A 24,059-nucleotide genomic window follows, 5' to 3' on the forward strand; every position below is an offset into this window, starting at 1 on the left:
GGAGGTTTTTTAACGATGGAAAATAAGATTGAAACATTATCGACAGTCCGGATCCAAAAGTCTAACGATCTTTATAAAATTGTCGATACATTGAACCGCACACTTAAAGAAGATAATCTGATGTTTGGGTTGGCACTGGATGATGACGATGCTGAGACCGCAGTCTTCACCATTTACCGTACCTAGTTGGTTGAAGTGGAGCCTGGCGATAGCAGGAACCCTCTTTATTTTGGCTTTTGTCCTTTTCCTATGGGTATATATAGATGTGAACCAGGACCGCAAAGCAGGTCATCCTGAAGCAGAGGCGATTGCGAAAGATCAAGGCGACCTTACTACGATTGACCATGTATCTACATACCATGGTAAAAGAGAGTTCCATATCGTCCAAGGAATGAACGAGTCCAAAGAAGCATCCATTTTATTCATAGACATAAAGGGAAATAAGATCCTTGATGAGGTTTCTGGAGAAGTAGCGCTTAGTTTGGAGGATATGCGCTCCCGGTGGGAGAACACATGCTCAAGTTGTACTTTCAAAGATATTCAATATGGTTTTGAGGAAGATGAACCGGTCTTTCAATTGACCTATATCGATGATCAGAACCGTTATGTATTGGATTATTTCACATTGCAGGGTGAAGCGTTTGATCAGCGTTTTGCTTTCAGACAGAATGAGTAAAAGGAGTGAACGTTTATGGAATTAGCACAACGAGTGAAAGCTTTAACACCATCAACAACACTGGCAATCACAGCCAAAGCGAAAGCATTGAAGGCTGAAGGCCATGATGTGATTGGATTGGGAGCAGGAGAGCCTGACTTCAATACTCCGTCGTATATCTTGGATGCCGCTAAACGCGCGATGGATGAAGGAATGACGAAATATACACCAGCTGGTGGAGTTCCTGAGCTGAAAAACAGCATTACAGCAAAACTGAAGCGTGATCAAGGTTTAACCTACACAAATGAGCAAATCATTGTTACTACAGGTGCGAAGCATGCTTTGTTCACTCTGTTCCAGGTCCTTCTGAACGAGGGAGATGAAGTGATTGTTCCGGCTCCGTACTGGGTCAGTTATCCAGAACAGATTAAGCTCGCTGAAGGTAAGCCCGTGATTGTTTCAGCTGATGAATCCAATGATTTTAAACTGACACCACAGCAACTGAAAGAAGCGATAACACCTAAAACAAAAGCTGTTATCATTAATTCCCCAAGTAACCCGACAGGTATGATGTATTCGGAATCAGAATTAAAGGCTCTCGGAGAAGTTTGCCTTGAGCATGACATCCTGATCGTGTCAGATGAAATCTATGAAAAATTGATCTATACAGATGAAAAACATGTTTCAGTTGCTCAGCTGTCTAAAGAACTGTATGATCAGACGATCATTATTAATGGGGTTTCCAAATCTCATTCGATGACAGGTTGGAGAATCGGTTTCGCTGCGGGAAATAAAACCGTTATTAAAGCGATGTCCAATATGGCTTCTCATTCGACATCAAATCCGACCACCATTGCCCAGTACGCAGCACTCGCTGCTTATACGGCTTCTGAAGAGAAAGTAGACGAAATGAAAGAGGCATTTAAAGAACGTTTGGATGTCCTTCACAAGCGACTGGTTCAAATTCCTGGTGTGCATTGTGCGAAACCGTCCGGCGCTTTTTACCTTTTCCCGAACGTGAAAGAAGCGGTTGAGCACGGAGGCTTTGAGGATGTCGATGCATGGGTGAAAGCTTTATTAGATGAAGAAAAAGTAGCCCTTGTCCCAGGTTCAGGGTTTGGAAGCCCGGATAATGTGCGCCTGTCCTACGCAACATCCTTGGATCAGCTCGAAAAAGCAGCTGATCGAATCGAACGTTTTGTAAACAAACATCAATCTTAAGCTTTTGGAGGTTTTAGTGTGAAAACAACTATATCTGAAGTATCAAAATATGTAGGGGAAGAAGTAACGTTAGGAGCTTGGCTTAGCAACAAACGCTCCAGTGGTAAGATTGCGTTCCTTCAACTTCGTGATGGAACAGGTTTTATGCAAGGGATCGTCGTTAAAGCAGAAATCGGAGAAGAAAAATTTCAAGATGCTAAAGCTTTAACGCAGGAGTCTTCCCTTTATGTAACAGGTGTGATCGTGGAAGATACGCGTTCTCCACTTGGGTACGAAATGCAAGTGAAAGATTTTGAAGTGATTCATGAAGCGGTCGATTATCCGATCACTCCAAAAGAACACGGTCCAGAGTTCCTAATGGATCACCGCCATTTATGGTTACGTTCGAAGCGTCAACACGCTGTCATGAAAGTAAGAAACGAAATCATTCGCTCCACTTACGAATTCTTTAATGACAATGGATACGTCAAAATTGATCCTCCTATTCTTACAGGATCTTCAGCAGAAGGAACAACAGAACTTTTCCATACGAAATACTTTGATGAAGATGCTTACTTGTCTCAAAGTGGTCAACTTTACATGGAAGCTGCTGCAATGGCTTTCGGTCGAGTATTCAGTTTCGGACCGACCTTCCGTGCTGAGAAATCAAAAACCCGCCGCCACTTGATTGAGTTTTGGATGATTGAGCCTGAAATGGCCTTCATGGACCATGAAGATAGTCTACAAGTCCAGGAACAGTATGTTTCTCATGTTGTTCAATCGGTGCTTAAGAACTGTAAGATCGAACTTGATGCACTCGGACGAGACACAGAGAAACTTGAAAAAATACAGGCTCCATTCCCACGCATTAGTTATGACGATGCCATCCAACTTTTGAAAGATAAAGGGTTTGATGATATTGAATGGGGAGAAGATTTTGGAGCTCCGCATGAAACAGCGATTGCAGAAAGTTATGATAAACCAGTTTTCATTACCAATTATCCTGCTGATATTAAAGCGTTCTATATGAAGCCGGATCCAGAGCGCCCTGAAGTAGTTTTATGTGCAGACTTAATTGCTCCTGAAGGATATGGTGAAATCATCGGTGGGTCGCAACGAATTGATGATCTGGAGTTAATGCAGCAGAGATATGAAGAACATGATCTCACTGGAGATGCGTACAAATGGTATTTGCAATTACGTGAATACGGAAGTGTCCCACACTCCGGCTTTGGACTAGGACTTGAACGTACCGTTGCTTGGATCTCAGGAGTCGAGCACGTACGTGAGACGATCCCATTCCCTCGTCTATTGAATCGACTGTACCCGTGATTACTAATCATGCAGATGAACGAACACCGATTTAACGCCGCGGCGTATCGGTGTTTTTCATTCCATGAAGATTAAGAATGGAGGGATTGATTTGGCTAAATACCAAAGCTTTCAGAACATCATGGATAACCAAATGGTCGTTCCAACGAAACTACTGGAAAATTTTCATCAATTAAAATTGAATGAAACGGAACTGGTCGTTCTCTTACAAATCCACCGTTTTCGCACAGAAGGGAATGGATTTCCGACACCTGAACAACTGGCGACTCATCTAACCATAACGTCCCAGGAATGCTCACAAGTACTTAGGAGCTTGATCCAAAAAAGGATGATGACCATTGAGCAAAATCAAAATGAGCATCGAGTCCTTAATGAATATTATTCATTAGAACCATTATGGGAAAAAATTTTTGCCGTATCACCGAAGCCTCAAACGAGTGACAGATCTTATGATGAAAATATTTTTCCACTGTTTGAACAGGAATTCGGGAGACCCTTGTCTCCATTTGAAATTGAGACCATCAATATATGGCTTGATGAGGAAGAGCAATCTCCAGCATTGATCAAGGCTGCGTTAAGAGAAGCAGTATTAATGAGCAAACTGAACTTCAAGTACATTGACCGGATCCTAAGGGAATGGAAGCGTAAAGGTGTCAAAACGGTGGAACAAGCCCGTGAACAGGGCAAACAGTTCCGGCAAGGACAACAAGGACCTAAAACACAAAAGCAGGAGAATAAGAAGCGTGATATCTCCCTTTACTATAACTGGTTGGAGGAGGATTCTTAAAACACACGATGTTGAATAAACAGCAAATCCGTCATTGTCTAGATACGTTTGAAGAAATGTTCCCTGAAGCCGAGTGTGAATTAACGCACAGCAATCCTTTTGAACTCCTCGTTGCTGTCGTTCTGTCAGCTCAGGCGACTGATGCGTTAGTAAACAAAGTGACTCCTCAACTTTTTGAGAAATATAAAAAGCCTGAGGACTATATCGCTGTTCCATTAGAAGAGCTCCAGAATGACATCAAACGGATTGGTTTATATAGGAACAAGGCAAAGAATATAAAAAAGCTTTCCGAAACCCTTGTTGAAAAGTTTAATGGGGAAGTCCCCCCGACAAAAAAAGAGCTGGAGAGCTTAGCGGGAGTAGGGAGGAAAACGGCCAACGTCGTAGCTTCCGTCGCTTTTGATGAACCTGCTATTGCGGTGGATACACACGTGGAGCGTGTTTCCAAACGTCTAGCTTTTTGTAGGTGGAAAGACTCTGTCTTGGAAGTCGAAAAGACATTAATGAGAAAAATCCCGGTGGAAGAGTGGAGTGTAACCCATCACCGAATGATATTTTTCGGACGCTATCACTGTAAAGCCCAGCGCCCGAATTGTGAAGAGTGTCCTTTGTTATTTTTATGTAGGGAAGGGCAAAAACGAATGAAAAAGAAAGAGAAATCACAATGAAAATACCCTCTCGAATTTATTTCGAGAGGGTATTTTTGGTTAAGCTGCATCTTGCTGTTCCTGGTCCTCCTCAGCGGGAGGTTGTTCTTCGTCAGAACCACCGTTCCCGTCTGAACCAGAATCATCACTTTGGTTTTGGTCATCGCTTTCACTGTCATCATTATTGCCGGATCCATCATCTTGGCCATTGCCTTGACCATTCCCTTGACCTTCTCCATTATTGTTTCCGTTGTTATTTCCTTCTCCGTCTCCTTCATTATTCTCTTCAGGAGGCCCTTCACCTTCCGTGTCCTCTTCTTGATCTTCCTGATTTTCTCCGTCTTCGGATTCTTCAGGATTTTCCTGTTCAAGAGAACCCGGGGCTTGAACCGTGACGGTAGCAGGGTCACTATTTGCTGTATTGTCGTCATCACTAACAACGACTACAGCAAATTCGTAGGAAGCGCCTGGGTCAACGTTCGTAATCTCGACTCTTGTTTCTTTCGTTGTTGTCAATTCTCTCATTTCTCCACCATCAATGGAGGCAGCAATACGGAAACTGATGTTATCTGTATTCCCGTAAGACCAAGAAAGATCAATACTGGACGTTTCTTCATTGAATTGTCCAGCCAGAGATTGGACGGGATCCAATTTCTGATACGTTTCTGATACTTTAGATGGCTGATTGTCTACGTGGAATAATTCCGTAACAATGCGGTCCGATGGTGTATATTCACTAGGTAAACGTGCAGGTCTGGAACCTTTCTCGACATCTACCCATGCAACGGAATCCGGTTTAGTAAAGTCAGCTGTTTCGATTCCTTGCGATAGCTGAGTCATCAACGGCTTGTAAATCTGTTTTGGTATATCTTTCGCCGCCTGGGACATCGGATCTTCCCCATCGTAACCTGACCAAATGGAAATGGAATAGTTCGTCGTGTAACCATTAAACCAGGAGTCCGATGCATAATCCCCACGGTTCGTCGTTCCGGTTTTTCCTGCATCAGGTACACCAGGTACGTTGGCAGCTGTTCCGGTACCTTCGCTCATAGTGGTTTGCAGCATATTCGAAATCATGAAGGCCGTGTAGCTGTTCATGGCAGACGTTGGCTCTGGCGTAAGTTCAATGGTTCCTTCTCCAGGAACTTCGACTTTGGTAACCGTATGTGGTTCATTATATACGCCTCCATTACCAAAGGCAGCGTAAGCGGCAGCCATTTCTTTGGGATTCGTTCCGGAACCTCCGCCGATGGCATCCATTTGATAAATGGTGTCGTCTCGGAAAGTAAAACCTAATCCCTCTGCGAATTTCTGCGCTTTATCCAATCCAACTTCATTGATCGTTTTCAGTGCTGGAATGTTCAAGGATCGACTAAGCGCGTATCTAGCGGATACCCAGCCTCTGAAGTTGTTATCAAAGTTATTGACTGATTTACCATTAACCTCGTAAGGCTCATCTTTAATTTGGTGATAAGTGGACATTTTATTATATTGAATGGCCGGACCATAGGCAGTGATCGGTTTGAATGTTGAACCTGGTTGACGGTTAATTTGAGTGGCCGTATTGAACTGACCTTTTTGGTAGTTCCGGCCTCCGCCAATTGCTCGAATGGCACCTGTCTGAGTATCTGTGACAGCAACACCAGCCATTAATTTTTCATCTGGCCATGGGGTAGGCCCCTCATTGCTTAAGAGCTGTTGAACTTGTTCCTGCGCTTTAGGATCTAAAGTTGTATAAATTTTTAACCCGTCTTTATAGATATCTGAGCCATCCATTTTCTCTTTGATCTCGCGTTCCACTTCATCAAGGAACGCCTGGAATGGTGCTTCTTTTTCAGGCTGTCTTTCAATCAACATGTCTTCGACCTTCACTTTGCGTGCTTCTTCAGCTTCTGCTTCTGTAATTTTTCCGTGTTGTACCATCAAGCTAAGCACCGTGTTCATTCGATCCTTTGCTAAATCCGGATTTTCAAACGGCATGTAGCCACTTGGTCTTTGTGGGAGACCTGCCAATAAAGCGGCTTCAGGTAATGTAAGCTCACTGAGGTCTTTTTTGCCAAAATAAGTTTCTGCAGCTTCAGCAACTCCGTAAGCCCCAGCACCATAGTAAATTTTGTTCAAGTACATTTCTAAGATCTTTTCTTTTGAATATTCCTGATCTAATTTGATAGCCATGTACTGTTCTTGCACCTTACGTTTTATGGTTTTATCTTTAGTTAAAAATGATTCTTTGACGACTTGCTGAGTTATTGTACTTGCTCCTTCAGCACCGAACCCGCCAGTAATGTTGGCAAGTACGGCTCCTCCAATTCTTCGGAAATCAATTCCGATATGATCGAAGAAGCGTACATCTTCAGTCGCTAATACAGCGTCTTCAAGAACGGGAGGGATGTCGTTGTACGTGATTTTCGTCCGTCGCTCGTCTCCGGCTAAATCAGCATACAAGTCTCCGTTTTGGTCATAAACCTTGGAAGAGAATGGATCGGATAATTTCGATTCATCTAAACTTGGAGCCGTAGCGACATAATATGCAAATAATGCTCCAACCCCTAACATCAGAACGACTCCGATGGTTAAGAGGGTCATGAAAATTCTTTTGAATTTTGATGTGCTTTTGCCTTTTTTCGATGATTTCATCTGTTTTCTTCTTGCTGTACGTGACTGGCTATCATTGGCCATTTACATTTCCTCCATTTCAGAAATAAAGCTTATCGATGGCCGTGGCATAATGAACCCTGGCCTGATAATGAAAAGGGATTTTGATTCCTTCTTTAGCGATGTGGGCATAAGGAATCGATTTCCTCCCGCCGTGCCACTGATTTTCCCAGAACGAAAAAATCGATGCTGTCGGAAGGAGGTACGTCTCATCTAAAGGTGTGAACTTTATGATCATAAAGCTGATTCCACCGTGAGCTTGAACAGCTCTCATATGGTCAATCTGGTGTTGGTGAACATTACTCAGTGGAAAAGAAGTTTTATTTTTTGTTTCCTTTGCCTCAAAATCAATGTATTTTCCACGATAAACTCCATTGAAGTCTGTCGTAGAGGCTTGTTTGAAATACGCCTCTTTAATCACAGCGGCGCTCCTTTTTGGGTAATCTACTTGTACAATTTGAACAGGCGTTGGCTTTTTATGGACTACCGCAACCCCTGCCTGTAAGTAATACTCGTTCGTTACATTAATGTCTTCTTCCAGTGACATTCCCCTATTACTAAAATCCGGTTTCGTTTTTCCTTTTGGAGCTAAATTCGTCTTGGAACTACGTCTCCCATTGGGATAATTCACAACCAATCCCTCCCTATAGCCATGAGAGTATCATACCAAATTTTCGTGTCCAAGAATATATACATGCGACTCATTTTATTTAGACGTATAAAAGGCAGGAAAGTTTCACCTGTTCACACGATTGACACAAATAACAAAACCGCCAGGATTGTTTTCCCTTCCATATTCCATCCAAAACCCTAATCATACTCTTTCGATAATGAACGCTGTTTTTTGACTCTCGTTGAAAGTGGATGGCTTCCTTTATGAACGAATGGATGCAATGGAAGGAAATGAATAAAAATTCGGCATATAAACGTTTATAAACAGTTTATAAAAAAAGCTGCTGCTATAAAAAATAGCAACAGCTTCTGTCCAATCACGTAGAAGGGCGGTTCTCACCAGATAATTTAGGATTGTCCGTTTTTGCCGGTGTCGGTTTCTTATTTTTCTGGTCTTTTTTCTTAGCCATATGATTTTCTCCTTTTATGTCGAAGATTAAAGTCTGGTTTGACTTGTTTTGTTGCTTTAGTTCTAGTCTTGTCATCCGTGGAGGAGTTATGCATGCAATAAAGAATTTGTATAACACCAATAAAAGGGGGAGTAGTGTATGAAGAAAAATAGTGTCATCACACCGTATGAATTTGAGGAGCAGCTTTCGCACTTACAGGAGAAATTCTCCTTACTTGAGCGCAGGTTGTCCATCAAAGCAGATGAAATCGTGTTTAATATGGCCGTCTCCCACCGTAAAGAAATCGATGAATTGAAGAATGAAGTGTTTGGGCTTCGAGATGAATTGAGGAAGATGAAAAAAGAACGCCGGTATGAATATATGGAGAAAGTTGCTCAACAAGCCCGACGTCGTTCTGTCGGTTGATTTTGATACCCTTTGTTCCCTCATGCTATTATGAAGGAGGAAAGGTGTGGATGTTATGAGTTTAAAAGCCGATACAAATAAATTGAAGCGTCTAATTGATGAACGTCATCAACGCTTTTTAAATACGGAAGGTCCTGTAGATAAAAAAAGCTATGACTTTTTTAATCAGGTCAAAAAGGAAACGGATCCGATGTTCCGATTGACTAATGAATGGGTAAAGGAAGCGGAGGCTTTCGTTAAAGACCGGAAGACGAATGTGCACCCTAATCAAGTGAAATCAACACATGAAAATATTGAAATGATCATCCTTCATAGTTATTATCTGGATGTGCATCGAAAAAGGTTCAAAGAATTATATCAGTCTTCCCATTATGTTTTGGATATGGTCCTTGACGATCTAGAACAAAATGAAAAAAGCTCCCTATAACGGGAGCTTTTTTCATTTGAAAGGAATGTAGTAGAAGATTCTGCCACACTGTAGTTGGCTACACATGGCTTTTGGGATACACCTCGCTTATTGAAGGGACCGGTAAACCCACTCGAACCCGTTGACCTCATGATCTTCAAGACGAGGCATGAAACTGACTCGAACAGACGCGCGGTAAGCAAAGGGCAAGAACATATGATTCAGATGCCCAATCCTCTTGACTTCCAAACCATTCAAAAGTTTCCACAACTTTTCTAAACTTGTTATGAAAGAACTGACAAATGAAAAGGTTTATTTTTTGGATAGTATTAAATAAAACGATGGAACGAGCAATAGTGTTAATACTGTTGAAAAAGCGAGTCCGGATACAATCGATACGGCCAATGGTTTGAACAACACATCTCCTGTATAAATAATGGGAGCAAGGGCTGCAATCGATGTTAATGAGGTCAGGACAATAGGACGGATTCTTGCTCGGCCTGCTTCAATAACAGCTTCAACATTACTGCTGTAACGTTCACGGTTTTGCTCAATAAACTCGACCAGGATCACAGAATTCCTTACCACAATACCTGAAAGGGAGACAATGCCCAATACAGCTAAGAAACTAAGAGGTTCACCTGATACGAATAGTCCCACAATAGCACCTGTCACTGCTAAAAATACTGTTCCAGTAATAAGTAAAGGCATGAGCAGGGAATTGAATTGGATGGCAATCGTCAAATAAATTAAGAACAAAACGATGACAAAGAGTTTCGTCACCTCTACAAAAAATTCGGAACGTGCATCGGATTCGCCACTTTCAACCAGCGTATAACCTTCTGGAAGATTGTTTTTAATTTCACTTACGACTTCAGTCGATTGTTGATTGAATGTGCTTTCCATTCCTTCTTCAGGATAGGCTTCCACAGTAATGGTCCTATCTCCATCCAAGTGCGGAATGACACCGATCCGTTCGGTTGAATCTGTTGTGATAATTTCGTCAAGAGACAGCGTTTCTGGAGGTCCGCTTGGATTCGTCTGCTGACTGACTACATTCAGCACAGAAAGGGCTACTCCGTTCTCAACACCATCGTCAACAATTACCTCAATAGGTAAGCGATTCACACCATTATCAAAGGTCCCTAAAGGTACTCCGATATTTGCCAGTTGGAGTTGAGAAGTGACTTGATTGATTGGAATATTATTTTCTGCAAGCAATGAACGATCCGCATTGTATTCTGTGAAAGGCTGCGTCTCGGCATTTAGTGTAGCGATTTCAGCACCTTCCAGCTCACTTAATCGATCTTTTGCTTCCTTTGCCTCAGCAATTAACGTTTCAATTTCAGGACCCTGGATTTGGATCTGGACAGGTGGTGAAGGTGGTGGACCAGAAACAATGGTTTCAAGGAAGATTTCACTATCTGGAAATTCTCGCCTTAAAGGCTCTTCCCATTCCTCTATAAAATCACTTGCACTCGTCTGGTCTCTGTCGACTCGGACAAGAACCTGACCTGTGTTTTCACCTGAACGCTGTAATCCTGAACTGAACAGATTGGGAAGTCCACTTCCTGAATAAACCGCTGTTTCAGTGATGGTGTCATCAGAATCCTCCAGATAGTCGGTCAACTCTTGTAACTTTTCTTCTGTTTCCTCAATAGTAGTCCCTTGAGGATTTTCAACAGTAATGGTGACTTCAGGACGATCAGCAGCTGGGAAGAACTCAAATGGAATCCTTATGGCCAATGTGGCTAAAAGGGCACATATAACAAGGCCGATCAAGGAAGTGATTAAAGGTTTCTTCGTAGTCTTAGGAAGAACCTTGTCAGCGTAAGTACGTTCTAACCGGTCAAACATACCCCCAAGAAGTCCAGACTTTGCTTTTTGGGATTTTTTCTTGCGTTTTTTTCTAGCATATTGAATGGTGGGAATGAACGTCAGTGCAATAATCGTGGATGCCAGCACCGTAAAAATTAAGACAGATGGTAAGGCTCTGATGAAATCCCCATTGGTTCCGGATAAAAACGTTAAAGGCAAGAAACTGAAAATGATCATAAGTGTTGAAGTTATAATTGACTTGCCGACCTCTTTCACGCCTCGAATGGTGCCTTCCATCGGTCCATCTCCAAGTTGGAATCTTCTTTGAATGTTGTCATTGACAACAATAGCATCATCAACCAATATCCCAATGGCTATAATCATTCCAATGACTGATATTTGGTTTAAATCGACTCCTACATATGGAAGAGGGATCAAACCGATGAGAATGGATATTGGAATGGATAAGGCAACGAGAATCGCTGACGATAAAGGAAGTCCAAGAACCATGATGATAATGACAGCTAAAAACGAAATGGCAAAGGATGTAATGAGGTTCGAAAAGACCTCATCAATGATTGTACTTTGTGTATAAAATTGATCGACCTGAATTTCGTCTGGCAACTCTTCTGACAAAACGTTAATTTTGTCTGTCAATTCTTCTTGAAGAGCACTAATGTTTACCCCTTCTTCCGTAAGTACGGTGACGGATAAAGCAGCCTGTTCTTTATAAGTAATAAGATCTTCAACTTCTTGGTTTGTTATTTCAATGGATCCGATGTCAGCGAGGGTGACAGGCTCCCCTGCTGAATTGTTTCCGACAAATAAATTCTCCAATTCTTCTATGTCTGAATATTTCTCGAAAATGAGTTGATGAATGATGCCGTCTCTTTGTTCTGTGCCAATTGGTGAAGGTCCTAACTCTTCACTCAACGAACGAATGACAGAAGATGGAGAAATCTGCAGGTCTTTCAATTGATCATTATCCAAACTAACAGCTACTTTTTGATCAGGTAAACCTTTAATTAAAACGGAATCGACACCAGAAGTCTTTGTCAATTCTGCCTTCCATTCTTCTAATTCTTGCCGTAAGTCATACAAATCTGTTCGCTCATTACTGTATAAGTGATAAGAAGCAACAGCTGACATAGTCATGTCAGTGTTCACATTGGGGGCTTGAACTTCTTCTGGAAATGACCTGGATACATCTGATACAGCTTGCCGGATCTTAGCATTCGTTGTCTCTGGATTCTCACCCCCCGATAAAGTAGCGGTCACTGTACCGAACCCAGTAGTCGACGCCGAGGTGATTTCATCAATCCCTTCTGTATTCAACAGCTCTTCTTCAAGAGGGTTGATGATTGTCCGTTCCACCTCTTGAGGCGTTGCTCCAGGGTAAACCGTAGAAATGGAAGAGACGTTTACATTAATTTCAGGAATTTCCCTTTTCGGTAGTTGCAGATAGGTGAAGATCCCTGTGAAAATCAATAACAAAATAAAAATCCAAATGATTTTGTTGTAATTTAAAATTGACTTCATTGTGTTCCTCCTAAGCCTTATAATTTTAATGCTCTTTCAGTATAAACTTTTTTCCGACACATGTGTCAATTAAATGCTCTCTCGATGTGCTTTGTGAAAGTGAGTATGAAACCGCTTTACATTTTACATATATTCATATATAATAACCTTCCCATGAGTAGGGAGGAATGTAGATGGAATCCAAACAACTAATCAATGAAGCGAAAAAGATAAGGGAAAAAGCCTATGTACCTTATTCAAAATTCCCTGTAGGTGCTGCTCTGGTCACAGAAGACGGAACGCTCTATACAGGATGTAATATTGAAAATGCGGCCTATCCTGTAACATGTTGTGCAGAACGAGTGGCGATTTTTAAGGCCGTTTCCGACGGACATGATCATTTCAAGGAACTGGCTGTTGTCGCAGACACCAAAAGACCGGTTCCTCCATGTGGATCTTGTCGTCAAGTCATGAGTGAATTTTTCCAGTCGGATGTTAAAATTCATACAACAAATCTTCATGGGGATACGAAAACATTTACAATGGAAGAAATTCTTCCATTTTCATTTTCTTCGGCTGATCTGTCAGAAGAAGAAGCCTAATAGGCAGGAAAAGGATGAGACTCTCATCCTTTTTTTTATTTTTTTGATCAAAAACTTTATCATTCAACCAGGATGAGCGCTTGTTTTATTTGTCTCCTTTTAGCATGCATCCTTGTAGAAATAGGTACCTGTTGATAAGAAAGTAGTGGATATGATGATATCGCCTAGTACATTCACGCTCTTTGTGACATACGCTGATAAGGAATAAAAGAACAAGGAGTGAAAGCACAATGCATCAACATTCTATGCAGGACTCTTGCGGATGTGGACCTATGTCCCCAATGTCGTCTCCAGCCGGAAACCGTAGACCGATCGTCTGTCCTGTCCAAAATTGTGTAGTGGATAACTACTTCTGTGAAAACCAAGATTACATTCATCCTACGCACATTCTCGTGCGAAACAATCACACGTTGAATAACAACCATTATTTCCCATACATGGTTTCTGAGCAAAACAACTTCCGAACTCAGGACTTCGCTTTTCCTCAAGGATCTTCACCAGATTATAACTGGATGGATTATATGAATCCTCAAGACATGGGCCAAATGCCTATGGGTCAGGGCCAAGGCCAAGGACAAATGCCAATGATGAACGATGAGGATATGGAAGAAATGGAAGGTATGATGGGCCAGGGTGGTCAAATGCCGATGATGGGTAACGGCCAGATGCCAATGATGGGCCAAGGCGGCCAGATGCCGATGATGGGTGATGGTCAGATGCCAATGATGGGTCAGGGCGGCCAGATGCCGATGATGGGTAACGGTCAGATGCCAATGATGGGCCAAGGCGGTCAGATGCCGATGATGGGTAACGGTCAAATGCCAATGATGGGCTCAGGTTCCAATAGCTGAGATAGATAAGCCACTACCTTGTGGCTTATTTTCTTTTTTTTAGGAAACATATTAAAATGAATGAATAAAAAGGAGGTAGAACATTGAAAACAATTGTTGTTACTGGTTATAAACCGATGGAAATGGGCATTTTCAAGCACAACGACCCAAAAATAGATTACGTAAAAGAGACCATAAAAAGAAGATTACTTTCCTACATAGAAGAAGGTTTGCAATGGGTACTCATTTCTGGACAAATGGGCGTGGAGTTATGGACGGCTGAAGTCGTTCTCGATTTAAAAGAAGAGTTCGATGTAAAATTAGGTGTTCTGCCTCCGTTTGAAAACCAGGAAGAGCGCTGGCCTGAAGATCTTAAACTCGTTTATGAGGAAATAACTATGACAGCTGATTTTTACCAGCCGATCTACAACAAAGGATACGAGGGTCCTTATCAATTCAAAGCAAAAGATCAATTTCTAATTGACCATTCGGAAGGATGTCTCGTTCTGTTTGATGAAGATACAGAGGGTAGCCCGCAATACTTCTTAAGATTAGCAAAAAAGGTTCAAGATCAAGGCCGTTATGAGATCGTTTATATTACCCCTCTGGACCTTGAAGAGACGGTAGAAGAGCTTCGAATGGCCGATCCAGATTTCTGGAGTCAGTAAATGTTCTAGATTTGAAATTGACATTTTCGTCACCTTTTGAAAAAATGGATGTAATGTGTGAAACAGAGGTGAGAAAAATGAACTTAGAAGAGTATCATTTAAGTGGAAAGGATATACTTGAGAAGGACTTTAAAACGTCTATGAGAGGGTATAACCAGGAAGAAGTAGATGAGTATCTGGACTTGATCATTCAGGATTATGACCGTTTTCAGCAGGAAATTGAACGTCTGCAGCAGGAAAATGACCGGTTGAAGAAAATGTCATCACGGGAATCTGCCCAAAGACAAAGACAACCATCTACCAATAATCATCAAGTGAATTATGACATCTTAAAGCGTGTTTCAAATTTAGAGAAAGCTGTTTTTGGCAATAAATATGCTGACTAGTATTCAATTTTTTCCAATGACAAGCGAATAAGTGTCTGTTATAATGGTTTAGCACGTCTCAAAGAGACGCAATGACAATTGATAATGCTCATTTGAATACTCGGGTAATCGCTGTATAGGTTTCTATGCAGAGGAAAGTCCATGCTCGCACAAGCTGCGATGCTTGTAGTGTTCGTGCTTGACGAAACCATAAGTCAAGGGAGTTCTTTAGAACTTACGGCAGGGAAAATTCCTAAGTCTTTGATATGGAATGACTACCTTGAAAGTGCCACAGTGACGGAGCCGGAGTAGAAATACTTCGGGTGGAACGAGGTAAACCCCACGAGCGAGCAACCCAAATATAGGTAGGGGCACTTTTCAATGGGAAATGAACCAGAGAAGAGGCCGTTTGACGGCAGATAGATGATTGCCACCGGAGTACGAGGTTGACCACCGTTTGCAGTACAATGGCACAGAACATGGCTTACAGAGTATTCAAAGGTCGCTAATGATACAGATGACACCCTTCTGGAAAGCCGTATGCTTTTTAGAAGGGTTTTTTCTTTTTATTGCCACCATAGGTAAGGAAGGAAATCGTTTTAATTTGTTCATGCTACATATGAAGGAGGTTCATCATGTCGAAAAAAGTGACGTTGATTGCAACGGCAGCTATGGGACTTGAAGCCATAGTAGGGAAAGAAGTTAAAGCATTAGGATATGAAGATATACAGATTGAAAATGGAAGAGTCGTATTTCAAGCAGACGTGTCAGCGATACCTAGAGCCAATCTCTGGCTTCGAACGGCTGATCGTGTCAAATTGCTGGTTGGAAAATTCAAGGCCACATCGTTCGATGAACTTTTTGAAAACACGAAGGCATTGCCATGGGAAACTTTCATAGAAGAAGATGGGGAGTTTCCGGTAGTTGGTAAATCGGTAAAATCGAAGCTGTATAGTGTTCCTGATTGTCAATCCATTGTAAAAAAAGCGATCGTAGAACGATTAAAAGTCAAACACGGCATAGATTCATGGTTGAAAGAAACGGGAGCCTTTTACAGAGTGGAAGTGGCGATTCATAAGGATGAAGCGTTATTGACGATTGACACATCAGGAAGCGGGTTGCACAAAAGAGGATATCGCGTAGGCCAAGGCGAAGCCCCCCTGAAAGAGACCCTAGCCGCTGCGCTTGTCCAGATTACAAATTGGACCCCTGACCAGCCGTTTGTGGATCCGTTTTGTGGGTCCGGGACGATCGCTATTGAAGCCGCACTGATCGGTCAGAATATTGCCCCTGGTTTTAACAGGGAATTCGCTTCAGAGAATTGGAGTTTTATTCCACAAAAAGCTTGGGATGATGCCTTCCAGGAAGCGGAAGATTCTGCGAATTATGATCAACCGCTTCAAATATTCGGTTCGGATATTGACCCTGGTTTAATTGAAATCGCTAAAAAAAATGCGATGGAAGCAGGACTCGGTGAATTGATTACTTGGAAGCAAATGCAGATGAGTGATTTCAAACCGAAGCAGGAAAATGGGTACGTCGTGTCTAATCCTCCTTATGGAGAGCGAATGGGTGACCGTGAAGAAGTGGAACAGATGTACCGAAACCTTGGTACGATCATGCGTGATCATCCAACTTGGAGTGTGTACATTCTTACTTCCCATGAAGGGTTTGAGAAACTATACGGAAAACCTGCCACTAAAAAACGGAAGCTCTTCAATGGCTTTATCAAAACGGATTATTATCAGTACTTCGGAAGGAAGCCAAAATCGAAGCCGGATAATGGCAAAGGATTCGGCTTTTGATTCGTTTGATATAGTTATCCATTCAGATGAAGGGGAGAGGTAGTTTTGAGTAAAACAACCGAACAGAAATTTATGGAGTTATTGAAGGAACAATCGGCTTACGGGGAAGCGATCGGGCTGATGGCTTGGGACATGCGAACAAAAGCCCCCCGCAAAGGAATGGAAGGTCGTTCTGAAGTCATCGGCGTAATGTCACAAAAAGTCCATGAAATACAAACATCAGAGGAAATGCGTGGATACATCGACGAATTGAAAAGCAAGACTCTAGATCCAATGTTAAAAAGAGCGGTGGAAGAAGCGGAAGAGACGTACGATAAAACGGCTAAAATTCCTACTGAAGAGTATAGAGCTTACGTGACGCTCCAAACTCAGGCGGAATCCATGTGGGGGGAAGCCAAAAGTAATAATGATTTCGAAAGTTTTCGTCCTTATCTAGAAAAGCTGGTTGAATACAACCGTAAATTCGCGGATTACTGGGGTTATGAAAACCACCGTTATGATGCTTTGTTGAATAATTACGAGCCGGGTGTAACTGTGGAAGTACTGGATAAAGTGTTTCCAAAAGTGAGGAAAGCTTTAACGGACCTTCTTAAGCAAATCCAAGAAGCTCCTAATCAACCTGATCCGTCAGTCCTCCAGGGCCATTTCCCTAAAGAGCGCCAGGCCGAGTTCAGTGAAGTGATCTTGGAGCGGATGGGTTATGATTTTGAGGCCGGACGATTAGATGAAACCGTTCATCCTTTTGCAATTGGACTGAATACTAATGATGTCCGAGTGACAACAAAATATGACGAAAGAGATTTCCGGACAGCTGTTTTTGGGACGATTCACGAAGGTGGACATGCCCTCTATGAGCAAAACATAGATCCAAAGCTTGCTTTTACGCCACTTGCTGATGGGACAAGCATGGGTATTCATGAATCACAATCACTTTTTTGGGAAAATTTCATAGCTCGCAGTGAAGGTTTTTGGCGAAATCATTATGAATTGTTTAAATCCTATGCACCTGAGCATTTTCAAAATCTTCCATTGGAAAAGTTTTATCCGGCTGTCAATGAAGTGAAACCATCACTAATTCGTATCGAAGCGGATGAGTTGACGTACTGTTTGCATATTATGGTTCGTTATGAGTTGGAAAAGGCGTTGATTGCTGGTGAGATTGAAGTGAAGGATTTACCTGATTTGTGGAATCAAAAGATGAACGATTACCTCGGAATCACTCCTGAAAATGATTCTGAAGGAGTACTTCAAGACATTCACTGGTCCGGTGGGGACTTCGGCTATTTCCCTTCTTATGCCTTAGGGTACATGTATGCGGCCCAGCTGAACTCAAAAATGAGAGAAGAGATCGATGTAGATCACTATATCGAAGAAGGCGATTTCTACAAAGTTAAGGAATGGCTGACGGAAAACGTCCATCAGTATGGAAAAATGAAAAAACCGCTGCAAATCTTAAATGACATTACTGGTGAAGGACTGAATCCTGACTATCTCATTGATTATCTGACAAATAAATACAAAAAAATCTATCATTTTTAGTATGAAAAAAGCCCGGCTGAATAAGCCGGGCTTTGTGTTATTTAAGACATTTCTTCCATCAGATTCGGAGTAGCTGGGAAACCAGCTTCTTTAAGGATTTCGTTGAACTGATCGTTGAATTCTGTGAATTTCTCTTCTGCTGCTGTAAAGTCAGCATTTTCCATGTTTTCATTCAATGCTTTCTCTACACCTTCATAATAGGCTTGAAGAGAAGGCAGTGTTTCTTCAAATTTCGTCATGACATCTTCAGGCAGATCGGCTTCAATTGTATAGTCGTCAACCATGGAAGAAGCTTCATTTGCTGCTGTCTTCGCTTCTTCTGCTGCCGTTTGGATGGCTTCTGCATCAGGTTCTTCTGCGGAGACGGCTGATTGGTAAGCAGAAATCTTCTGTTGATACGGTTTGAAAGTGTTCGTTAGAGCCATTTGAGCACTGAGCAATTCTTTCTTCACCTTTTGTTCATCGTTTTCTTGATTTTCTGTCGTGTCTTCTGTCTGATTTTCAGTGTCTGCGTCTGTGCCTTCTTCCGTGTCACCATTACATCCAGCTAAAACGAGTGCTCCGGAAAGACCTAAAGCTAACAACCATTTTTTCATACAGACAACCCCCTTTTTTCTATTCACGATTCTCATTCTATGCCAGGCTTTACGGTATGTAAAGAAATTGCAAAAATGTTATACTATACTGAAAATTCAACACTATCGATGGGGGCTAAGCCATGTACTTACCAGACTTTAAATTAGAAAGAAAACTAGCTGTGATTACAGGAGGAACGAAAGGAATAGGAAAAGCCATCACTTTGGCTTTTGCAGAATCTGGTGCGGATGTGATTGTGATTGCCAGAAACTTAAAAGACCTGGAGCAAACAAAAAAGGAAGTCGAAAAGCTTGGAAAACAGGCATCGATTATTTGTAAGGATATTAACGATTATAAGGAAATCGTCCAGGAGGTTGAGCGTGTTCGAGAAGGAAGGGATCTTGATATATGGGTCAATAACGCGGGGATGAACATCAGAAGTGAAGCTGAAAAAGTGACAGAGGAAGAGTGGGACCAAATAATATCTACGAACATGCGCAGTGCATTCTTTCTTTCTCAGTACGCTGGTCAAGTGATGAAATCCTCGAAGAAAGGGAAAATCATTAACATATCTTCCGTCGGTGGCCACACCGCTTTACGGACGGGCGTTGTCTATGCCATGACGAAAAGCGCGCTGATCCAAATGACCAAAAACCTTGCCCTTGAATGGGGAAAATATAATATCAATGTCAATGCTATTGGTCCCTGGTATTTTCCGACTTCACTTACAGAAAGACTCCTTCAAGATGAGTCCTATGTCCAGGAGATTCTTGAACGAACACCGCTGAACAGAATAGGTAAATTAGAAGAATTAAGCGGTGCCGCTGTGTTCTTAGCTTCTGACGCCGGAAATTACATGACAGGCCAGACATTGTTTGTTGATGGAGGCATGACCATATACGGCTTTTAGTCGAACTGCCAATCACATGAGTTCAATGTTCCTCAGGATAACATAGCAAAAGCGCCATATCTTATGGCGCTTTTGCTATGTTTTTTCAACCATTAAAAACAGGGAGAGCTGATGTTCCTTTTCAATGCTTAACGAGACATGGAACCCTTCCCTGGACTTTTCCACCTTTTTGTTCCCTCCAACAAGTGTCGGAGTCGTGATATCGATCGCCACTTCATGTTCGGACAGATGGGTGGCGAGATTTCCTGCAATCATATTACCCAGCTCACCAGTAAAAGAGGAAAGCATTTCACCTTCCAATGGCCATCCGTACATCTTTTCTCCTATTAAACGGAAGCTCGCTTCACTTCCCTCGATCAATAGCTGACAGGCAAGGTCACCGGTCATTCCGATCAATACTCCGAGATCCCCATTCATATAGGTCTGATTTAGAAGGGATGGTTCTTCGTTTTTTATTTCTAGAGGAATCATGCGGTGGACTGTATGTATACTCCCATTTAGAACAGCGGTAATGGATGGATTGAAAGACATGAGACTCCCTCCAGAATAGCTTCATTTGATATAGGTCCATCATACCATAAAAAACTCCATTTACAGACATAATTTCCTCTAATTTGCACATAGTAAAAAAAAGGAGGATGAAAATGCCATACATATTATCTTCGGGCGTTCAATGTGCTGACTATTCCTGCGATCAATCAGATGTTCAAGAACTGGTTTATGAATTGTTTCCTTTAAAAGATCATGAGAAAAAAAGGTTGATGCCGATTTTTGAGCACGCCAATATTGAAAAAAGGCAGTTCGCTGCTCCCTTAGAGTGGTTTAAAAAAAATCATGGATTAGAAGAGAGGAACCATTTATATCATACAAAAGCATTAGCCTACAGTTTACAAGCGATCGCTTCTTGCTTATCCAATTTACCTGGAGGTGATGAATTTTCAACAGATGACATTGATCATCTCATTTTTGTGTCTTCCACTGGTATTTCCACCCCAACCCTGGATGCTTATATTATGAATGAACTCGGTTTTAGGGAGGACACGAAACGGACCCCATTGTTTGGGTTGGGATGTGCTGGAGGAACGAGCGGTGTCGCTAAAGCTTATGAATGGCTTCTCGGTCATCCGGATCAGAATGTCCTTGTCATTTGCGCAGAACTATGCAGCTTGACCTTTCAGGCGGAGGATGCCAGAGTGAGCAATTTCGTAGGTACCGCGCTATTCGGTGATGGAGCTTCAGCTGTCTTAGTAGCGGGTGATCATTCTTCCCTTTTAAAGAAAATCAAGCATCCGCTTCCGAAAATCCTCAACTCCAATTCTAAAACAAAAGCTCACAGTACAGATGTCATGGGATGGAGAGTTGTAGATACAGGGTTTGAAGTGATTTTCAATAAAAGTATCCCGAGATTAGTCAAGGAATTTTGGAGTGTACATGCGAAAGAAGTCGTACGAAGCAACGATTGGCAGATCGAAGAACTGCCTTTCATTGTAGCTCACCCTGGAGGTAGAAAAGTGCTGGAAGCTTACGAGGAAGTATTCAATTTGAAGGAGGGCGCTTTAAATATCCCTAGAAAGGTGTTGTCTTCTCATGGGAATATGTCTTCCCCAACTGTACATTTCGTCCTGCATGAAGTCTTAAAGACGCAACATGAAAAAGGAACGAAATCGATTATGACTTCCCTGGGACCTGGGTTTAGTTCAGAAATTGTCAGTTTGGAGTGGGTGTAGAATGGAAATCTTTTTATGGATGATCTTAGCTTTTTTGATTTTTCAGCGGCTGGGGGAACTTGCGCTAGCCAACCGTAATCGTAAGTGGATGGTGGAAAGGGGGGCAAAGGAGTGGGGACAGGGTCACTATTTCCTGTTTATTCTTTTGCATAGTGCATTCTTTGTATGTATCATTGCAGAGTTCGTTTGGACTCCATATGTTCAGCAACCATTTTTCTATTTCGCACTCGCTGGATTCTTTGTGTTACAGATTCTTAGAATCGCTTGCATTCGAACTTTAGGAAAACGATGGAATACGAGAATACTCGTATTACCCGATGAAGAGCCAATTCGGAAGGGCATTTACCGGTTTGTGAAACACCCAAATTATGTGATTGTCTTTTTTGAATTGATGGTTATTCCTGTACTGTTTCATGCCTATTTAACAGCACTGATCTTCCCTTTCCTCCACCTGCTCGTCCTTACAGTGAGAATACCTGCGGAGGAAAGGGCGTTACATGAACGTATTTAATTAATCAAAAAACATTGCTCAACTCTTTCATGTCTGATAAGATTCTAATTAGAAATGAAATTCATTTTCAATTAGAAGGGTGAGAACAATAATGGTGGTTTTCATATTGTTAACGGTAGCCGTTTACAGTAGTTTGATGATTTTTGTATTAGCTAAGCTGGGAAGTGTTCCTGCTCAAACGGTCATGAATGTCTTCAGGATGAAAAACCAAAGTTCTCATTTCTACGATAAAAAAAGGTATGAACGGACCCTTTCGGCCAGGTGAATACACCTGGCTTTTCTCATGCTTGGAATCCGTGAAGAGAGAATAAAAATTTCGTGAAAAATTAAGGCCTTATTGCCGATCACTTCGAAATTTTTGTTATGATATAGAAAAATGTCGAAAATACATATCGATGACGGATCAGGTTAGGAGAGTATTATGGATAGAGAAACGTTAGCTTACTTCTTGGAAGATCTTTGGAGTAAGGGATTCAAATTGAGTGATGAGGATGTGCAATTTATATATTTCGGAAATAACTCATCTCATGCTCCGGAATGGAAAACCATTGTAGCTGTTAACATGACTTTAAAACTTCAACAGTCCTTTGATCCAAGCTTTTTCATTAGTATTTTAGAACTTATTTCAAATGCATCCATCACGAGTAAAAGAATGGCTTATGAATCCATCGAAGAACAACTTTCCATTGCAAGGACGACACAAAAATAAAAACCCAGATCATTGCTGATCTGGGTTTTGTTTTGTCTGTAGGCACTCTCTGGCAAGGCGGTCTGCATTTTTATTTTGTTTGTCAGGAATCCATTTATAAAACACATAGGAAAAGTTTTCTTCAAGCTTCATAATTTTTTCAAACAAGGGAACGAATTTCTGATTTTTAGTGTATCGCTTATCCATTGTATCCACGGCGATTTTTGAATCAGACCTGATCGAGATGATTTCTCCTGAATATTTCTCCCTGCATACCTGCAAAGCATGGATGATGGCGAGAAACTCTGCTTCATGATTGGTCCAAGTCCCTAAATAAAATTGATACTCTTCCGTTTTTTGGTTTTGTTTAATGACCACTCCTGCAGCACTCGGGCCTGGCTCTCCACTGCAAGCAGCGTCTGTGTACACTTCTAACATAGCTCATGACCTCCTCATTCAGAATGCGGCATTTTTTTAGCCAAATAAAAGAATGGTGTATCCAAAGCTGCCACGACGAACTTGATAATATACGTTGTGATGAAAATCTCAAGCCAAATCTCGAAAGGATACAAACCGAAAAAAGCGATGAAACAGAAGACGCTCGTATCTAACAATTGACTGATCATTGTACTCCCATTGTTCCTGATCCAAAGCGCACGATCAGAGGGGAACTGATCTTTCAGTTTAGCATATAACCATACGTCAAAATATTGGCTTGCAATATAAGCAAGCATGCTGCCAAGTGCAATTCTCGGGACGAGACCAAATAAAGACTGCAAGGCTGGTTGAGCGATATCGTTTTCGCCTGGGTTGAAAAGAATGGCGAACTGCATGATGATCGTCATAATGATTAATGTGGAAAACCCTAACCACACTGCTTTTCTCGCCTCTTTTTTTCCGTATTTCTCATTGAGAATATCGGTAGCTAGAAAGGCGGTTCCATAGACAATATTCCCAAGAGTCGCATTGAGGCCAAACATCTCTACTGTTTTGACCACTTGAATATTCGCAAGGACGGTGGACATTCCGATCCATACAAACAAACCGGGCTTTCCGAACAACCGGTAAATTCCAATTAATAATCCGAAGTTAATCAATGCAAATAATATCCATAAGATTTCGTTACTCATCGTATTTCCTCCTTAGTTTTGGTATCGCGGGAGTTTACGAACCGCGGGTAAATAGAACCAACAGCGATCCATTATACGATGGTACGAGCTATTTGACAAGATTGATTACTCTTATTCAATAATATGGCAGGATTGTGGAAGACTCAGTTTCGAGACCTTCCGAGGTTCGTTGCGATGTTGAGCGTCATGGGTGGCTGGGGAGC

General features: G+C 41.8%; 25 protein-coding genes and 1 other RNA gene. 19 read left to right on the forward strand and 7 right to left on the reverse strand.

Annotated features, from left to right (window positions below):
• Positions 1 to 15: 15 nt before the first annotated feature.
• From HFA01_RS10795 to nth, 6 genes are all read left to right on the forward strand, one after another.
• Positions 16 to 186: a YpmA family protein gene (locus tag HFA01_RS10795; protein ID WP_146816098.1), complete on the forward strand. Its 171-nt coding sequence runs from the start codon at positions 16 to 18 to the stop codon at positions 184 to 186.
• Positions 149 to 676 (forward strand): cell wall elongation regulator TseB-like domain-containing protein, encoded by a 528-nt coding sequence (locus HFA01_RS10800; RefSeq protein WP_167506223.1) that lies wholly within the window; start codon positions 149 to 151, stop codon positions 674 to 676. The genes HFA01_RS10795 and HFA01_RS10800 overlap by 38 nt, the downstream gene beginning before the upstream one ends.
• Before the next feature lie 15 nt (positions 677 to 691).
• Complete coding sequence (locus tag HFA01_RS10805) at positions 692 to 1,876, forward strand: pyridoxal phosphate-dependent aminotransferase (RefSeq protein WP_146816100.1); 1,185 nt, start codon at positions 692 to 694, stop codon at positions 1,874 to 1,876.
• An 18-nt stretch (positions 1,877 to 1,894) separates the two neighbouring features.
• Positions 1,895 to 3,187 (forward strand): asparagine--tRNA ligase, encoded by a 1,293-nt coding sequence (gene asnS, locus HFA01_RS10810; protein WP_146816102.1) that lies wholly within the window; start codon positions 1,895 to 1,897, stop codon positions 3,185 to 3,187.
• A gap of 91 nt (positions 3,188 to 3,278) precedes the next feature.
• Entirely contained in the window at positions 3,279 to 3,974 is a 696-nt protein-coding gene (locus HFA01_RS10815; RefSeq protein ID WP_146816104.1) for a DnaD domain-containing protein, read from the forward strand.
• A gap of 8 nt (positions 3,975 to 3,982) precedes the next feature.
• Positions 3,983 to 4,642 carry an endonuclease III gene (gene nth / locus HFA01_RS10820; protein WP_146816106.1) on the forward strand — a complete coding sequence of 220 codons (660 nt, stop codon included), beginning with the start codon at positions 3,983 to 3,985 and terminating at the stop codon, positions 4,640 to 4,642.
• 39 nt (positions 4,643 to 4,681) lie between these two features.
• On the opposite strand, the gene HFA01_RS10825 is transcribed toward nth, so the two are convergent.
• Both HFA01_RS10825 and recU read right to left on the reverse strand, forming a co-directional pair.
• The gene (locus tag HFA01_RS10825; RefSeq protein ID WP_146816108.1) at positions 4,682 to 7,300 is read right to left on the reverse strand and encodes a penicillin-binding protein 1A; all 2,619 of its coding nucleotides are present in this window, start codon (positions 7,298 to 7,300) and stop codon (positions 4,682 to 4,684) included.
• 16 nt (positions 7,301 to 7,316) lie between these two features.
• Positions 7,317 to 7,907 carry a Holliday junction resolvase RecU gene (gene recU, locus HFA01_RS10830; RefSeq protein WP_146816110.1) on the reverse strand — a complete coding sequence of 197 codons (591 nt, stop codon included), beginning with the start codon at positions 7,905 to 7,907 and terminating at the stop codon, positions 7,317 to 7,319.
• Between the two features lie 589 nt (positions 7,908 to 8,496).
• Here recU and HFA01_RS10835 point away from each other — a divergent pair.
• Positions 8,497 to 8,763, forward strand: coding sequence for a hypothetical protein (locus tag HFA01_RS10835; protein WP_146816112.1), 267 nt, complete (start codon positions 8,497 to 8,499; stop codon positions 8,761 to 8,763).
• A gap of 55 nt (positions 8,764 to 8,818) precedes the next feature.
• Positions 8,819 to 9,190, forward strand: coding sequence for a YppE family protein (locus HFA01_RS10840; RefSeq protein WP_146816155.1), 372 nt, complete (start codon positions 8,819 to 8,821; stop codon positions 9,188 to 9,190).
• Between the two features lie 291 nt (positions 9,191 to 9,481).
• Here the strand turns inward: HFA01_RS10840 and HFA01_RS10845 are convergent, their stop codons facing one another.
• Positions 9,482 to 12,526 carry an efflux RND transporter permease subunit gene (locus tag HFA01_RS10845; RefSeq protein ID WP_146816114.1) on the reverse strand — a complete coding sequence of 1,015 codons (3,045 nt, stop codon included), beginning with the start codon at positions 12,524 to 12,526 and terminating at the stop codon, positions 9,482 to 9,484.
• Positions 12,527 to 12,699: 173 nt separating this feature from the next.
• Here HFA01_RS10845 and HFA01_RS10850 point away from each other — a divergent pair, with 173 nt between their 5' ends.
• The 7 genes from HFA01_RS10850 to HFA01_RS10880 all read left to right on the forward strand — a co-directional run bounded on the left by HFA01_RS10850 (position 12,700) and on the right by HFA01_RS10880 (position 18,314).
• Entirely contained in the window at positions 12,700 to 13,107 is a 408-nt protein-coding gene (locus HFA01_RS10850; RefSeq protein WP_146816116.1) for a cytidine deaminase, read from the forward strand.
• A gap of 230 nt (positions 13,108 to 13,337) precedes the next feature.
• Complete coding sequence (locus HFA01_RS10855) at positions 13,338 to 13,958, forward strand: CotD family spore coat protein (protein WP_146816118.1); 621 nt, start codon at positions 13,338 to 13,340, stop codon at positions 13,956 to 13,958.
• A gap of 83 nt (positions 13,959 to 14,041) precedes the next feature.
• Complete coding sequence (locus HFA01_RS10860; RefSeq protein WP_146816120.1) at positions 14,042 to 14,605, forward strand: SLOG family protein; 564 nt, start codon at positions 14,042 to 14,044, stop codon at positions 14,603 to 14,605.
• 77 nt (positions 14,606 to 14,682) lie between these two features.
• The gene (gene gpsB / locus HFA01_RS10865; RefSeq protein WP_146816123.1) at positions 14,683 to 14,991 is read left to right on the forward strand and encodes a cell division regulator GpsB; all 309 of its coding nucleotides are present in this window, start codon (positions 14,683 to 14,685) and stop codon (positions 14,989 to 14,991) included.
• Positions 14,992 to 15,087: 96 nt separating this feature from the next.
• Positions 15,088 to 15,462: RNase P RNA component class B (gene rnpB, locus HFA01_RS10870), an RNA gene on the forward strand.
• A 143-nt stretch (positions 15,463 to 15,605) separates the two neighbouring features.
• Positions 15,606 to 16,775, forward strand: a complete 1,170-nt coding sequence (locus tag HFA01_RS10875; RefSeq protein ID WP_146816125.1) for a THUMP domain-containing class I SAM-dependent RNA methyltransferase — start codon at positions 15,606 to 15,608, stop codon at positions 16,773 to 16,775.
• A gap of 72 nt (positions 16,776 to 16,847) precedes the next feature.
• The gene (locus HFA01_RS10880; RefSeq protein WP_167506225.1) at positions 16,848 to 18,314 is read left to right on the forward strand and encodes a carboxypeptidase M32; all 1,467 of its coding nucleotides are present in this window, start codon (positions 16,848 to 16,850) and stop codon (positions 18,312 to 18,314) included.
• Between the two features lie 41 nt (positions 18,315 to 18,355).
• Here HFA01_RS10880 and HFA01_RS10885 read toward each other — a convergent pair whose 3' ends face one another.
• Entirely contained in the window at positions 18,356 to 18,910 is a 555-nt protein-coding gene (locus tag HFA01_RS10885) for a hypothetical protein (RefSeq protein ID WP_146816129.1), read from the reverse strand.
• A 122-nt stretch (positions 18,911 to 19,032) separates the two neighbouring features.
• Here HFA01_RS10885 and HFA01_RS10890 point away from each other — a divergent pair, with 122 nt between their 5' ends.
• Positions 19,033 to 19,800 (forward strand): SDR family NAD(P)-dependent oxidoreductase, encoded by a 768-nt coding sequence (locus HFA01_RS10890; RefSeq protein WP_146816131.1) that lies wholly within the window; start codon positions 19,033 to 19,035, stop codon positions 19,798 to 19,800.
• Between the two features lie 75 nt (positions 19,801 to 19,875).
• Here the strand turns inward: HFA01_RS10890 and HFA01_RS10895 are convergent, their stop codons facing one another.
• Positions 19,876 to 20,331, reverse strand: coding sequence for a chemotaxis protein CheX (locus HFA01_RS10895; protein ID WP_146816133.1), 456 nt, complete (start codon positions 20,329 to 20,331; stop codon positions 19,876 to 19,878).
• 113 nt (positions 20,332 to 20,444) lie between these two features.
• Here HFA01_RS10895 and HFA01_RS10900 point away from each other — a divergent pair, with 113 nt between their 5' ends.
• The 3 genes from HFA01_RS10900 (at position 20,445) to HFA01_RS10910 (ending at position 22,747) form a co-directional block, all read left to right on the forward strand.
• Positions 20,445 to 21,527 (forward strand): type III polyketide synthase, encoded by a 1,083-nt coding sequence (locus HFA01_RS10900; RefSeq protein ID WP_146816135.1) that lies wholly within the window; start codon positions 20,445 to 20,447, stop codon positions 21,525 to 21,527.
• A 1-nt stretch (position 21,528) separates the two neighbouring features.
• Complete coding sequence (locus HFA01_RS10905) at positions 21,529 to 22,038, forward strand: isoprenylcysteine carboxyl methyltransferase family protein (protein WP_146816137.1); 510 nt, start codon at positions 21,529 to 21,531, stop codon at positions 22,036 to 22,038.
• Positions 22,039 to 22,459: 421 nt separating this feature from the next.
• Positions 22,460 to 22,747 (forward strand): DUF6123 family protein, encoded by a 288-nt coding sequence (locus HFA01_RS10910; protein WP_146816139.1) that lies wholly within the window; start codon positions 22,460 to 22,462, stop codon positions 22,745 to 22,747.
• 9 nt (positions 22,748 to 22,756) lie between these two features.
• Here HFA01_RS10910 and HFA01_RS10915 read toward each other — a convergent pair whose 3' ends face one another.
• Together HFA01_RS10915 and HFA01_RS10920 are read right to left on the reverse strand one after the other, a co-directional pair.
• Positions 22,757 to 23,164, reverse strand: a complete 408-nt coding sequence (locus HFA01_RS10915) for a ribonuclease HI family protein (protein ID WP_146816141.1) — start codon at positions 23,162 to 23,164, stop codon at positions 22,757 to 22,759.
• A gap of 14 nt (positions 23,165 to 23,178) precedes the next feature.
• Positions 23,179 to 23,856, reverse strand: a complete 678-nt coding sequence (locus HFA01_RS10920; RefSeq protein WP_146816143.1) for a queuosine precursor transporter — start codon at positions 23,854 to 23,856, stop codon at positions 23,179 to 23,181.
• Positions 23,857 to 24,059 lie beyond the last annotated feature (203 nt).

It is taken from the genome of Halobacillus faecis (genome assembly GCF_007991335.1).
Classification (GTDB): domain Bacteria; phylum Bacillota; class Bacilli; order Bacillales; family Halobacillaceae; genus Halobacillus; species Halobacillus faecis.